10 protein-coding genes are annotated in these 13,813 nt (G+C 59.2%); 3 read left to right on the top strand and 7 right to left on the bottom strand.

What is annotated here, in order from left to right; genetic code table 11:
• Positions 1–3: 3 nt before the first annotated feature.
• A complete protein-coding gene (locus JFU58_RS08410; protein ID WP_063029533.1) occupies positions 4–465 on the bottom strand; it encodes an LEA type 2 family protein in 462 nt (153 codons plus the stop codon).
• A gap of 13 nt (positions 466–478) precedes the next feature.
• Positions 479–1,906: a nucleobase:cation symporter-2 family protein gene (locus JFU58_RS08405; protein ID WP_017477424.1), complete on the bottom strand. Its 1,428-nt coding sequence runs from the start codon at positions 1,904–1,906 to the stop codon at positions 479–481.
• Positions 1,907–2,141: 235 nt separating this feature from the next.
• On the opposite strand from JFU58_RS08405, the gene JFU58_RS08400 reads away from it, so the two are divergent.
• Positions 2,142–3,767 (top strand): methyl-accepting chemotaxis protein, encoded by a 1,626-nt coding sequence (locus tag JFU58_RS08400; protein ID WP_201140252.1) that lies wholly within the window; start codon positions 2,142–2,144, stop codon positions 3,765–3,767.
• A 110-nt stretch (positions 3,768–3,877) separates the two neighbouring features.
• Here JFU58_RS08400 and JFU58_RS08395 read toward each other — a convergent pair whose 3' ends face one another.
• The 5 genes from JFU58_RS08395 to JFU58_RS08375 form a co-directional block, all read right to left on the bottom strand.
• Positions 3,878–4,855 (bottom strand): NAD(P)-dependent oxidoreductase, encoded by a 978-nt coding sequence (locus tag JFU58_RS08395; protein WP_177072172.1) that lies wholly within the window; start codon positions 4,853–4,855, stop codon positions 3,878–3,880.
• Complete coding sequence (locus JFU58_RS08390) at positions 4,855–6,150, bottom strand: MFS transporter (RefSeq protein WP_063029537.1); 1,296 nt, start codon at positions 6,148–6,150, stop codon at positions 4,855–4,857. Before JFU58_RS08390 ends, JFU58_RS08395 begins: the two co-directional genes overlap by 1 nt.
• 55 nt (positions 6,151–6,205) lie before the next feature.
• A complete protein-coding gene (locus JFU58_RS08385; protein ID WP_063029538.1) occupies positions 6,206–7,150 on the bottom strand; it encodes a sugar kinase in 945 nt (314 codons plus the stop codon).
• Positions 7,143–7,925, bottom strand: a complete 783-nt coding sequence (locus JFU58_RS08380) for a sugar phosphate isomerase/epimerase family protein (RefSeq protein WP_201140251.1) — start codon at positions 7,923–7,925, stop codon at positions 7,143–7,145. Before JFU58_RS08380 ends, JFU58_RS08385 begins: the two co-directional genes overlap by 8 nt.
• Positions 7,926–8,070: 145 nt before the next feature.
• The gene (locus JFU58_RS08375) at positions 8,071–9,084 is read right to left on the bottom strand and encodes a LacI family DNA-binding transcriptional regulator (protein WP_342215219.1); all 1,014 of its coding nucleotides are present in this window, start codon (positions 9,082–9,084) and stop codon (positions 8,071–8,073) included.
• Between the two features lie 238 nt (positions 9,085–9,322).
• On the opposite strand from JFU58_RS08375, the gene JFU58_RS08370 reads away from it, so the two are divergent.
• Together JFU58_RS08370 and JFU58_RS08365 are read left to right on the top strand one after the other, a co-directional pair.
• Positions 9,323–11,272 carry a hypothetical protein gene (locus JFU58_RS08370; protein WP_201140250.1) on the top strand — a complete coding sequence of 650 codons (1,950 nt, stop codon included), beginning with the start codon at positions 9,323–9,325 and terminating at the stop codon, positions 11,270–11,272.
• A gap of 166 nt (positions 11,273–11,438) precedes the next feature.
• Entirely contained in the window at positions 11,439–13,433 is a 1,995-nt protein-coding gene (locus JFU58_RS08365; protein ID WP_201140248.1) for a hypothetical protein, read from the top strand.
• The last annotated feature ends 380 nt before the right edge of the window (positions 13,434–13,813 follow it).

Raw genomic sequence — 13,813 nt, 5'->3', positions numbered from 1 at the left:
TCGTTACCAAGTGGCAGTGTTGGGAAAGTCCAGGGTCCCGCGATCCACAAAGCGCATGGTGCCGAACAGGCCACCCGCGAGTTTCCCGCGCAACACGTAGGGCAGGTTATTCAAACTCTGGGTCTGGCTCAAGCCAAGGGTCTGACGCAACACGGAAAACGCCGAAACACTCACCGGCACCGTCAGCACCGTCTCCGAAAAACGTGGGATCGAACCCCCTTGGTCACTCACCCCGGATGCCAGCGGCCGGCCATTGACCTCCAGATCCAGGGCCACGCCGCTGTAGTCGATCGCGGTTTCATTCGGGTTCTGCACCCGCAGCTTCACCGCGAAACGCACTTCCAGGTCCTGGCTTTGCAGCGGCTCGATGCCCACCACGTTGATGTTCACCGGGTCGCGGTTGGGGAACAGCGCGCACGCGCTCAGGGTGAGTAGCAGCAGTGACAAAACCATGAGCTTGCGCATAAAACGGGTTCTCCTATTGCGTGACGTCCGGGTCCTGCATCACTTTGAGGGTGGAGGCTTCCGGATCAAATTCATCTTCTTCCAGTTCTATGAACTCCTCAGGCAGGAAGATGTTCAGCACGATAGCGCAGAACGCACCCACGGTGATCGGCGACTCGAAGATGTTGTGCAGGGCCTTGGGCAGCTCGCGCAGTACTTCCGGGACTGCCGCCACGCCCAGGCCCATCCCCAGGGAGATTGCCACGATCAGCACATTGCGCCGGTGCAGGCCGGCTTCGGCAAGGATCTTGATCCCGGCCACGGCCACGGTGCCGAACATGATCAGGGTGGCGCCGCCCAGCACCGGCTTGGGCATCAGTTGCAACACCGCGCCGATCATCGGGAACAGGCCCAACAGCACCAGCAGCCCGGCAATGAAGTACGCCACGTAACGGCTGGCCACGCCGGTCAACTGGATCACGCCGTTGTTCTGGGCGAAGGTCACCATGGGCAGGCTGTTGAAGGTGGCCGCCATCACCGAGTTGAGGCCGTCGGCCAGCAGGCCGGATTTGATGCGCTTGATGTACAGCGGGCCCTTGACCGGCTGTTGGGAAATCATCGAGTTGGCCGTCAGGTCACCGGCGGCTTCCAGCGGGGAAATCAGGAAGATCACCGCCACTGGGATAAACGCTACCCAGTCGAACGAGAAACCGTATTTGAACGGCACCGGCACGCTGATCAGCGGCAGTTGGGGCAGGGCGGCCAGGTCGACGCGGCCCATCCACCAGGCCACTACAAAACCCAGGGTCAGGCCGATCACGATCGAACCCAGGCGCAGGAACGGGTTATTGAAGCGGTTGAGCACTACGATGGTCAGCAACACCAGGGCTGCCAAGCCCATGTTGCCGGCGGCGCCCAGGTCGCTGGCGCCATAGCCGCCGGCCATGTCGGTGACCGCCACCTTGATCAGCGACAAACCCATCAAGGTGATGATGGTGCCGGTGACCACCGGGGTAATCAGCTTGCGCAGCTTGCCGATGAACTGGCTGAGCACCACTTCGATAAACGCCGCGAAGAAGCAGATGCCGAAGATCGTCGACAGGATCTCATCGGTGCCGCCGCCCCGGGCCTTGACCATGAAACCGGCGCTCAGGATCACGCTGATAAACGAAAAACTGGTGCCTTGCAGGCACAGCAGGCCCGAACCCACCGGGCCGAACTTGCGGGCTTGCACAAAGGTGCCGAGGCCCGACACAAACAACGCCATGCTCACCAGGTACGGCACTTCGCTTTCCAGGCCCAGCACGCCGCCGACGATCAACGTCGGAGTGATGATGCCGACAAAGCTGGCCAGCACATGCTGCAGGGCGGCGAATATCGCCGCGCTGAAGTGGGGGCGGTCGTCGAGGCCGTAGATCAGGTCGGATTTATAACGGGGGCGAGGGGTTTGAGTGTCAGACAAAATACGGGCCCGGGTAGGAAAAAGGAGGCGCAGGATGCCAGAAAGTGCCAGTTGTCAGAAGTGTGAAAAAATATTTCGAAACATCCCCCATTAAATCCTCAAGTCGGCCGATACCGTTTATAGGCCCACATACCTATTACAACAGTGGCGCCAGCCGGTCAGAGCGGCGCGTTGACGCCCACTGACCGTGTCGCGGCAGGGATGCTCGCAGCCACTACTTCTAAGAGCGCCCCCTATGTCCCTTCGTAACCTGAATATCGCACCTCGAGCTTTTCTCGGTTTTGCCTTCATTGCGTTACTCGTCGTTGTCCTGGGAGTGTTTGCGGTCAACCGGATGGCTGTGATTCACCAGGCCACCACGGAGATGGAAACCAATGAGCTGCCCAGCGTCGGTTTCCTGGGGGTGATGACGGAAAACGTCCTGCGTTTGCGCATCCTGTCTTTCCGTGTACTGTTCAACCGTGACCCCGCCGGCTTGCAAGAGGCCCAGACACGCATGGGCGTGTTGACCGACAAGGTGCGCCAGGCCCAGACAGCTTATGCGGCGTTGCCGGCCGAAGGCGAAGAGGCGGCACTTTATAAACAGTTTGCCAGCACCCTGGACGCCTACCTGGTGGCCCAGCAGGAAATGATCGAGCTGTCGCGCCAGAACAAGACCGATGACATGCTCAAACTGATCAACTCGCGGATCAAGGACGGTACCGACTTGATGGGCGAACAGTTGAACAAGCTGATTGCCATCAACAGTGCAGGCGCCAAGGTCGCTTCGCTTGAAGCGGGCGACAGTTACCAGAACGCAATCACCGGCATCATCGCGGTGGCTGTGGTCGCTGCACTGATGACTGTGCTGCTGGCCTGGCTGCTGACCCGCAGCATCGTTACCCCGTTGCAAAAAGCCGTTGAAGCTGCCGAAACTATCGCCGGTGGCAACCTGACCAAACTCATTGAAGTCGACGGAAAGGACGAACCAGCTCGCCTGCTCGGCGCCTTGGCCGCGATGCAGAACAACCTGCGCCAGACCATCCAGCACATCGCCGGCTCGGCCACGCAGTTGGCCTCCGCCGCGGAAGAACTCAGCGCCGTCACCGAAGAGGCTTCCAAAGGCTTGCAACAGCAAAACAACGAAATCGACCAGGCCGCCACCGCGGTCAACGAAATGACCGCCGCGGTGGAAGAAGTGGCGCGCAACGCGGTGTCCACCTCCGAGGCTTCCAGCCAATCCAACCAGGCTGCGCGGGAAGGGCGCGACCGGGTAGTGGAAACCGTGGGTGCGATCCAGACGATGACCCAGGACGTGCAAAACACCTCGGTGCTGATCGAGGGCCTGGCTACTCAAGGCCGGGACATTGGCAAGGTGCTGGACGTGATTCGCGCGATTGCCGAGCAGACCAACCTGTTGGCCCTCAACGCGGCGATTGAAGCGGCACGTGCCGGTGAAGCCGGGCGTGGTTTTGCGGTGGTGGCGGATGAAGTGCGGGCCCTGGCCCATCGCACGGCACAATCGACCCAGGAAATCGAAAAAATGGTCGCTGGCATTCAGAGTGGTACGGGTGAAGCCGTGCAATCCATGCAGCAGAGCAACCAGCGCACCCAAAGCACCCTGGAAATGGCACGTGCCGCCGGGGTGGCCCTGGAGCAGATTACCCAGTCCATCAGCCTGATCAACGAGCGCAACCTGGTGATCGCCAGTGCGTCGGAAGAACAGGCACAGGTGTCCCGCGAAGTGGACCGCAACCTGGTGAATATCCGCGACCTGGCGACCCAGTCGGCGGCGGGTGCCAACCAGACTTCAGCTGCCAGCCATGAGCTGTCGCGACTGGCGGTGGATTTGAACGGGATGGTGGCCAGGTTCGTCATCTGATCTGAAATGCGATCAAAAATGTGGGAGCTGGCTTGCCTGCGATGCGGACGCCTCGGTACATCAGGTACACCGGGGTGATGCTATCGCAGGCAAGCCAGCCCCCACGGTAATCAGTGTTTCCAGGCAGCTGGATTCACCAGGTTCTTCGGCTTTTCACCCGCCAGCGCCGCCAGCAGATTGTCCACCGCGCACTTGGCCATCGCCTCCCGCGTCTCATGAGTCGCTGAACCGATGTGCGGCGTCGCCACCACATTGCTCAAGCGCAACAACGGCGAATCATGCTGCAGCGGCTCGCGCACAAACACGTCCAGTCCCGCCGCGCGAATAGTGCGCTGTTGCAACGCCTCGATCAGCGCCGGCTCGTCCACCACCTTGCCTCGGGATATGTTGATAAAGATCGTCTCCGGGCCCATCAGCGCGAACTCTTCAGCGCCAATCAAACCTTCGGTTTCAGCCGTCAGCGGCAAGGTCAGGCACACAAAGTCGGCTTCCCGGAGCAGGTCCGGCAGGCTGCGGTATTGCGCGTCAAAACGTTGCTCCACTGCAGGTTTTGGCGAGTGACTGTGGTAGATCACCGGCATGCCAAACCCGAAGTGCCCACGCTGGGCCAAGGCTTCGCCAATACGCCCCATGCCGATAATGCCCAGGGTCTTGCCGTGCACGTCGCTGCCAAAATGCAGTGGGCCGATGTTCTGGTTCCAGTTGCCGGCGCGCACCATATTGGCCAGTTCCACCACGCGCCGGGCAGTGGCGAGGATCAGCGCGAAGCCGGTATCAGCGGTGGTTTCCGTCAGTACGTCGGGGGTGTTGCTGAGCAGGATGCCGCGCCCGGTCAGGTAGTCGATGTCGTAGTTGTCGACGCCGACGGACACGCTGGCCACGGCCTCAAGCTTCGGTGCCAGATCCAGCAGTTTCGCATCCAGGCGCAGGCTGGCACCGAGCAACCCTTGGGCCGTAGGCAAGGCCTCACGCAGTTTGGCCAGGCCGCTTTCATCCAGCGCCTCGATCAGCGTGACCTCGGCCTGTTCATGCAGGCGGGCCATCAGCGGCGCAGAGAGTTTCTTGTAGAGCACGACAGACTTTTTCATCAGGTCTTTACCTTCAATTCAAGAGAATGCAGCGGGGCGCGCTCGCGGTCACTGGCGCCTGGCTTGAGAAAGATCGTCAACACCACCGACACCAGCAGCGCACCGCTCATCAGCAGGTACGAAGCGCCGGGAGAACCGGTGCTGCTGTTGAGATAGCCCACCAGGTACGAACCGCCAAACGAACCGAGGGCGCCCATGCTGTTGATCAGTGCCATGGCACCGCCGGCGACGTTGGCCGGAAGGATCTCGGGGACGATCGCGAAAAACGGCCCGTAGGGCGCATACATGCACGCCCCGGCGATCACCAGCAGGGTGTACGACCACCAGAAGTGTTCGGCGCCCAGCACGTAGGACGCATAAAACGCGATGGAAGCGATCAACAGCGGCGGCCACACAAAGCGTTTGCGCTTTTGCAGTTTGTCCGAGCCCCAGGACACCACCAGCATGCCGATCACCGCCGCCAGATATGGCAGCGCAGACAGCCAGCCGGCCTCGACCATGTCCATTTTCAAACCGGCCTTGAGGATCGACGGCAGCCACAGCACGAAGCCATACACGCCAATGCTCCAGCAGAAAAACTGCAGCGCGAGGATGATCACCTTGGGCGAGCGAAAGGCTTCGGCGTAGTTCTTCACCGCCTTGATACCCACCTGTTCTTCGGCGAGGGCGGTTTCCAGGTCTTTTTTATGCTGGGCGCTCAGCCATTTGGCATCGGCCGGTTTTTCATCCGCCAACTTCCACCAGATAAACGCCCAGATCACCGCCGGCAAGCCTTCGATGATAAACATCCAGCGCCAGCTGAAATGCTGCACCAGATAGCCCGAGACCACCGACATCCACATCATGGTCACCGGGTTGCCGAGGATCAGGAAGGTGTTGGCCCGGGAGCGTTCCGCGCGGGTGAACCAGTGGCACAGGTACACCAGCATCGCCGGCATCACGGCGGCTTCCACCACCCCGAGCATGAAGCGGATCACGATCAGCATGTAGGCGTTGGACACCATGCCGGTCAGGGTGGCCAGGCCGCCCCAGAGGATCAGGCTGACGAAAATCAGCTTCTTGACGCTGCGCTTCTGCGCGTAGATCGCCCCCGGCACCTGGAAGAAAAAGTAGCCGAGGAAGAACAGCGCGCCGAGCAGCGACGACATGCCCGGGGTGATCATCAGGTCTTCGGCCATCCCGGAGGCGGCGGCGAAGCCGTAGTTGGCGCGATCCAGGTACGCCAGGCTGTAGGTGATAAACACGATGGGCATGATGTACCACCAACGGCGGGTGGCGAGTTTCAACGGTTCCATAAGGTTGCTCCTGAGCTTGTTGTAGTTGTGGCAACAGGTAACTGGGTGATGCGGACTAACCGGCTTTCTGTGTGTGGGGCAGATCGGTCCTGAACGGCAAGCCTTCCATGTCGCCACGGCTCTGTACCGCGCGGCTACCGATCCAGTTGCCGCGCTGCACGGCCTCGGCAAAGCTGAGGTTTTCCAACAACGCGCTGATCATGCCTACCGCAAAACCATCGCCGGCGCCGACCGTATCGACCACCTTGGCCACGGGTACGGCGGCGACGAAACCCTGGTCCAGTTGTGTGCGGTAATACGCGCCGTGGGGGCCGAGCTTGATGGCCACGGCTTCCACGCCTTGGTCGAGGTAGAACGCGGCGATGTCGGCCGGGTCTTCAAAACCGGTGAGCAAACGGCCTTCGCTCAATCCCGGCAACACCCAATCCGCCAGGCAGGCGAGGGCGTTGATTTCGCTGATCATGCGTTGCTCGTTTGCCCACAGGGACGGACGCAGGTTCGGGTCGAAGGACACGCTGCGGCCAGCCTCGCGCATTTGCGTCATCAACTGGCGCGACAGCTCGCGAGTGGCGTCCGACAGTGCCGGCGGGATGCCCGTGGCGTGCAGGTGGCGGGCTTGCAACAGCTCGGGCTTGATCGCCTCGACAGACAGGTAACTGGCGGCTGAGCCACGGCGGAAGTACTCCACCTGCGGATCGTCGCCGGCCTCTTCGCGGGACTTGAGTTGAAAACCCGTGGGGTGTAGCGGGTCGACCGCCACATGCCCGCAGTCCAGGCCCTCGTTCTGCAAGGTGTCCACCACAAAACGCCCGAGGGAATCGGCGCCCACCCGGCTCAGCCACGCCACGTTGAAACCCAGGCGCGACAGGCCGATGGCGACGTTGCTGTCGGCGCCGGCAATGCGTTTGTGAAATTGCGCGACCTGGGCCAGGTCGCCGGTCTGTTCGGCGACAAACATCGCCATGGTTTCACCAAACGACAGGATATCGATCTCAGACATGGGCATTCTCCACGCGGGGCTGGCCAAGGACGGCGAGGGCGGCGACCTGCTGCGCGGTGATCTGCACCAGATCATCACCTTGCAGCGGAAATTCCACGGCCCGGGTAATACCTTGAGTCATATGCTTGAGCAGTTGTTCCCACAGATGCAGGTCGGCGGCGCCCGGCGGCAGGGCCACCAGCTTGCCGTCGGCGCGGCGGGCCACGGCCTTGCAGTGCAGGTAATCCACGTGGCGGCCCAGCAGGCGTGCAGCGGTGGTCGCGGATTGGTCCTGCCACTGCCAGTTGCCGATATCGAAGGTCATTTTTACCGGCACGGCCAGGCGTTCGACTTCGTTGAAAAAACGCTGCATCGGCTCGATGCGCCCGCCGTGCAGGGTCTGGTCGTTCTCCACCAGCAGCTTGACCGGATGCCGATTGAGCAGGGCGCTCAAGCTGTCCAGGTCGTTGGTGTCGGTGAAATAGCCGAGGGAGACTTTCAGCCATCGGGCGCCAAACGCCTGGGCGCGGTCGAGGGTGGCGGCCAGTTCGGCGTTGGGTTGCGAGCGGCCGGCCACCCAGAGTTCCAGGGGCGAGGAGAACACGCATTCCAGGCCTTGATCGGCCGCGGCTTGCGCCAGTTCAAGCGGTTGTTCGGTGGTCAGCAGTTCTTCGCGCCATTCGATACGTTGCGCGCCAGCGGCGGCCAGCACCGAGACGAAACTAAGCTGGCCCTGCTGGCGGACCAGGTCGGCGCCGTAGCTGGAAAGGCTGATGGAGACGGGGTATTTATGCATTGTTGTGGACCTCTGAAACCGGTTTCGTTTTTATTCGCAAAATGTTGAATTGAACCAGCCGTAGCAGCTGTCGAGCCTGGGCGAGGCTGCGTCGGCGGTGTACCTGACACATCGCAAACGCAGCCTCGCCCGGGCTCGACAGCTGCTACGGGCGCCTGGTGGAGCCTCGAATGATCAGTTGCGGCAAGAAATCCAGGGTACGTGTCGGCTCGGTATCGCCGCGCAAACGCTTGAGCAAGCAGTCGAAGGCCTTGGCGCCGATGGCCTCGGTGGGCTGGGCGAGGGCGGTGATGCCGTTGCCCACCAGCGGGTACCAGTCGAGGTCATCCAGGGCGATCAGGCCCACGTCCGCAAACAGGTCGCAGCCTAGATTTTTCAATGCACGGGTACACGCCAGTGCCGCGATTCCGTTGGCGCAGAACAACGCCTTGGGGCCGGATTTGGCTAGAAACTTTCGCAGACGCTGTTCCAGTTTGGCGTCCAACTCCAGTACCGCGCCGGTCAACATCGGACGGCTGGCAATCTCTGCCTTGAAACTGTCCAGGCGTTCCAGCCGCGAGCTGGTGCCGTCGGTGGCTTCAGTCACCAACAGCAGCTCGCGATAGCCTTGCTGTTCAAGGTGCTCAACGGCCATGCGCACCGCCACCGGGTTATCCAGCCCCACCAGGTCGCTGTGCAGCGGCTCGACCTTGCGGTCCACCAGCACCAGGGGCATTTCCCGTTGCAGCTCCAGCAATTGGTCGAGGTGATGGCCGAGGGTGTTCACGATCAACCCTTCGATGTTGTAGGCACGCAGGGCGGCCAGGTGCTGGCGCTCCTGCTCGTCATCGCGGTCGGTGTTGCACACCACCAGGCTGTAGCCGTGCTGGCGGCAGGCAGTTTCCACGCCATGCATCACAGCAATCGAATAGGGGTTGCGGATATCGGCCACCAGCATGCCGATCAGGCGGGTGCGCCCGCGTTTCAGGCCGCGGGCCATCTGGTTGGGGCGGTAGCCGAGTTCATCGATGGCCTGCTCGATGCGCAGGGCGATGGCGTCGGAGAGCAGGGCGCGGTCGTCGCCGATAAAGCGCGAAACGCTGGCCTTGGACACACCGGCACGTTCGGCTACGTCAAGCATGGTTACGCGGCTGCGTTGGGCGGCGGAAAAAGAGGTCACGGTGCAGGGCCTTTCTTATTGGAGTTGGAGGTCATCAAGCACCGGCAAGGATGTCTGAAACCGGTTTCAGGAAACACCAACTCAGAAGATCCGTCAAGCCAATGCGGCGCCGACACAGGTGTCGAAACCGACGAGCGGCCATGCCTACCTGTTAGTTTTGACAGTACCCAAGCGTGGTATTTGGGTGCTTAATCCTTGCCAAGGGCATCTCCCAGTGCATCGTCGGCAGGACATTTATATGAACACTTCCAACGCTCGTCGCAGACGTGTCTCCAGAAGCAATATTTTGTCATTTTCCGAGATCAAGGTGCCTATCCTTGATGATGCCGTACCCCCCATCCTCGAGGGGTATATCCCACGCGAGTACCTTGATTCCGATATGGAGGTGGTCATCGAGGAGCTTTGGCCAGAGTCCGCGCCGGCTGGGAGTTTCGACATCCTGGTCGTTCATTGGCGGCGTAGTGGTAGTGAGGGGGAGCCGCTCTTGCGCCGGCGGTTCAATGGCCCGATTGATCCAGATCTTTTTCCACTGCGTATTCCAGTCGAGCGACGGTATCTGGAGAACGACGGCACCGTGTTGCTGAGCTATGAGGTGCTTGAACAGGGCAACTTGCCCACCCCCTCACCAACGCGCGTGTTAGTGCTGGACCGTACGCCCCCCAACAATAATATCTCCCCCCAGGGGCCTGAATTTCCCGTGAGTCTCATCGATGAGGATTATCTGGCTGAGAACCCGACTGTGAACATGCGGGTACCCTTTTACACCGGCCGTCGCGCGTGGGACCGGGTTGAGTATTACCTATCGAATGTGACACCACCACACGACCGGAATACGCCTGATGGGTTTTTTGACTTTCCTACTGAAACTGAACCGTTGGTTTTTCCCGTCCCTGGGGATTTGTTTCGCCTTTATCCAAACGGTCTTCAATACATGCATATTGTGTTGCGCGATCGTTCCGGTAACGCGGGGCCGCGATCAAACCAGATAACGGTCGTTGTGAACCTGGACGCGTCGCCCTCCGACCTCCAGCCACTGGTCATTCCGGCGATGGTTAACGGCTTGATTGATCGCCAGGATGCGCGCCTTGGGGTTGTGGGGAAGGTGCTGTACGACAATTGGCAGGAGGATGACCATGTCACGGTGACATGGGGTTCTACAACGTTATCGCCACAGCGGGTCACAGAGTTGCCCTTTGATGTCCGAATTCCTTGGGAAACGTTGATTGCCCAGGGGGCGGGGCCAGCTTCCGGGGTTGCCACGTACTCCATTACTCGCGCCGGTGGAACGCTCCCCACCCTTCCCAGCCCACCGACGATGATCAAATGGAACTTCACGGTGGCGGGGCAAGACCACAGCGGTGCACCGCAACTGCTGAATCTCGATCTGCCTGCCGTGATGGTCTGGGGCGAGGGTTCCACGACAGAGAACCATATTGATATACGTGATCAGGATCAGCGTATTTACGCCAGTGTTCCGTTGTACCACCGGCCTCGGGATGGCGAAGAGTTGACGTTGTATTGGGGGAACTTTCCCATTAACACTGTGCCGGTTGCACACTATACGGTGGATGTAAGTAAGGGGGATGAGGAAGGCAGTATTGTCGAGTTCAGTGATATTCCGTGGAGTGTGATTATGGGGGCAGGCAATGACGACAGAATGCCTGTTTATTACACAACCTCTAATGGCGTTAATGAACAATTGGCCAACTTCACCATCGTAACAGTGACCGTGGTTCCTATATTGAGTCTTACACAAGTTCGGTTTCCCAGTGCAACTCCAGATGTGTGGGTAAATTGTCAGACTGTGCCCCCCATGTGGGACCATATCCCCGTGGAAATTGCGGCAAATACACAGTTCAGGGAGGGCGATGCGGTCACGTTGAGTTGGCAGGGTTATGAGGGGTTTTTTACCGGCCCCATTGAGGGGACCGAAGACTCTTTGCTGCATTTCCTTTCGGCGGAAGAAGTGGAGAACGGCTATGTATTTAAGCAAGATAACTATGAAGAAAAGATAAAACCCATACGGTCGGACAATCCGGCAAGCGTGGGGAGTTCGGCACTGGTGTCTTACGAAGTGCTCCGTGGCACCAGGATCATAGGCCGGGCACGAGAGCGGCAAGTCAAGATTGATCAGCGCTATTCCAGTGGGCGTTATTGCGGTCCTGACGAAGATGGGGAGCAGGACTAGCCTGGCGAGCTTGTGAGTCAGCCCAGTCATAAAGTTGAGCTTCGATAGTGGTCTCAAGTGTTTTAGAGGCGGGGCCAACTATTCGGTTCAAGGCGAGCGATTTCTCGTTTCGTCTGTGACATTGAAGTGGTAACCGGCGTTAATAATTCGCTTATGGAGAACGTAGATGACTATCTTTAATAAAAAGCAACAGGCCGCGCTTGCCTCTCGAAAACTCAATCGAGAGTATGTCTCCAAGTATGGGGGCGGTATTTTTGAGTTTGAGGCGCCGACGTTCAGCTCGCTAAACGCAGACGGGCTGATCTCGGCAGCGGCTTCAAGAAGAAATCTTCCCGTTACGTTTGTAGCCCCGTCGCTTGAAGTACCTGCTATAGAAGCCCGGCTGGAATTGGTGATGCGTGATAGCGGTGTGACAAATTGGGGAGCACCTCTGTATACGTTTCGCTATTCGGGAGCCGGTGCAATCAATGTGGGCGACATTATTGAAAAGGATATTCCTGCCTCCCGCCTGAATGAGGGGCAGTATGAAATTGCCTATATCTTGTATGAAGGCAGTCTCCCTACGCAGTCAGACACCGCGCCATTGGCGGTGGATCTGACGGCACCCTATAAATTCAATGTCGACGACGATGAAGAGCACGATATCCATCCGTTTGCTCCTTTATTACCGACAGACCTGGGGCCGGAAATCGACGAACTCTATGTAGACGAGCATGATGAGGGATTGGTTTGCACCTACCCGAATTACGAGAACTATGGTCGAGCAGACGGTGACACGATCACCGTCTATTTCTCGGAGTATTCCTCATCGCAGCTTGCTACACCGATCGACACAGTGCCGGTGGAAGATAGCCTTGAGTTTGTTATTCCATGGGACCGGATCGAAGTGCTGGAAGCGGGCGCCTACTATTTGTTTTATATCCTGACAGACCTGGCCGGTAACAAAAGCAGGGAATCTGTTCCCCGCCCCGTCCGGCTGAACTTGGTGGGGGTTCCTGATCCTTTGCAGGCGAGGGTGCCGTTGGCGCTGTTGCCGGCTGACGGGCTGATTGATCTGGCGGATGCTCACGAGCCCGGTGGCGTGACGGTGGAAATTCTTCAGTACGCCAATGCGCGAGAGGAGCTGGATGTCATTGACCTCACCTGGGGCGGCGAAAGCGTGGGGCGCTTCAACGTCAGGGATTACACGCCGTTTCCTCTAAGGCTGCCGGTTGATACCGATATCATCTTCGACGTGTATGGTGCCGGCACCGGGGAGGAGGACACGGTTATCGATTACGTGGTTGATCGTAACGGCAACGAATACCCCGCGCCCACGCTAACCATCAAGGTGGATCTTTCCGGCCCCGGCCCCGACCCGACGCCAGACCCGGAAAACTCTCGGCTCAACCTGGTGACCGTGTACGGCAGTGACCCCGACGAGGAAAACCGTTTGCTGCCGGGCGATTTCGGTAACGACGCGACCGTCGAGATCGTGCTGTGGGAGGTTCCTCCGCCGGTACCCGGTATCACCATTACCGGTTATTGGGGCAGTTTTGCGCACCCCTTCGATCCAACCGAGCTGGATGGCGAAACCGGTGGAGACACCGTTACCCTCACCGTGCCTTGGTCAATCATCAAGGAGGTTGGCAATGGCACGATTCCGGTGTTCTATACCTTGAGCTGGGACGTCAATGACAACCTCCAGCGATCTCGTTCCCAGAATGTCGTGGTCGAGGCCAACGTAGTCGTCATGGAGAAGCCGACTTTCGTCAAGGCTGGTGCGAGTATGGGCTGTACGGACCTGAATCCGTTCAGCTTTTCCGCACGTGTCAGAGTGCCGGGCAATACCACCTACTTCCAGAATGGCGCTGTCGTCCGCCTGGAATGGCAGGTGTGCAGCGACGAGGCCGGCACTATGCCATTGGGGGATCCTGTACCGTTCGACTCGGACCCGTTGACACCGGATATGGTTTCAAATGGTTTCTTCCTGACGATTGAGCCTTACACCACCGTCATCAGGCCTGCCGGGCGCAACTCAGTCACCATTCAATACTTTGCGACGGTGAATGGCGTTGAGGAGCCGTCTGAGAAGGGCTTTACAAGGACGCTGTTCGCAAACCGGGCTACGCCGCCGCTGTACTGCGAGGAACTGCCGGTTCTCGGGGAGGATGAAGCGTAATACGTGTTGTCCAAAGGGCGCTTAGGCGCCCTTTGCTATTCACCTGTCAGGAGCTTCCTTGCGTCGTTACGTTTCTCCATTCCCGCCATTGATACGCGGTTTTCCTTAGGGTGTTCAGATAATTCCTACATCTATCGTTAGCGCTCATCGGTAATTTTGCGGGCCGTAACTGGCCAGTTTCCACTGCATTCGAAACAGGCCGAATTTTTCTGTGATGGAACGCCTGTTCAACGAGTGAGTGATCATGATTACCCAGTCTCTTTTTAAGTTAAATCCTTTGGCCGTCGTGGTTAAAGTCGCGTCGATTGCATCATTGTTGGCTCTCGCCCCGCACGCTCAGGCAAGGCTGATCGAAAATCGAACCGAGACCATTGACTTTC

Source organism: Pseudomonas sp. TH34, assembly GCF_016650865.1.
Classification (GTDB): Bacteria; Pseudomonadota; Gammaproteobacteria; order Pseudomonadales; family Pseudomonadaceae; genus Aquipseudomonas; species Aquipseudomonas yamanorum.
The sequence above is the reverse complement of the archived record's forward strand: the minus strand, read 5'-3'. Positions and strand labels throughout refer to the sequence as shown.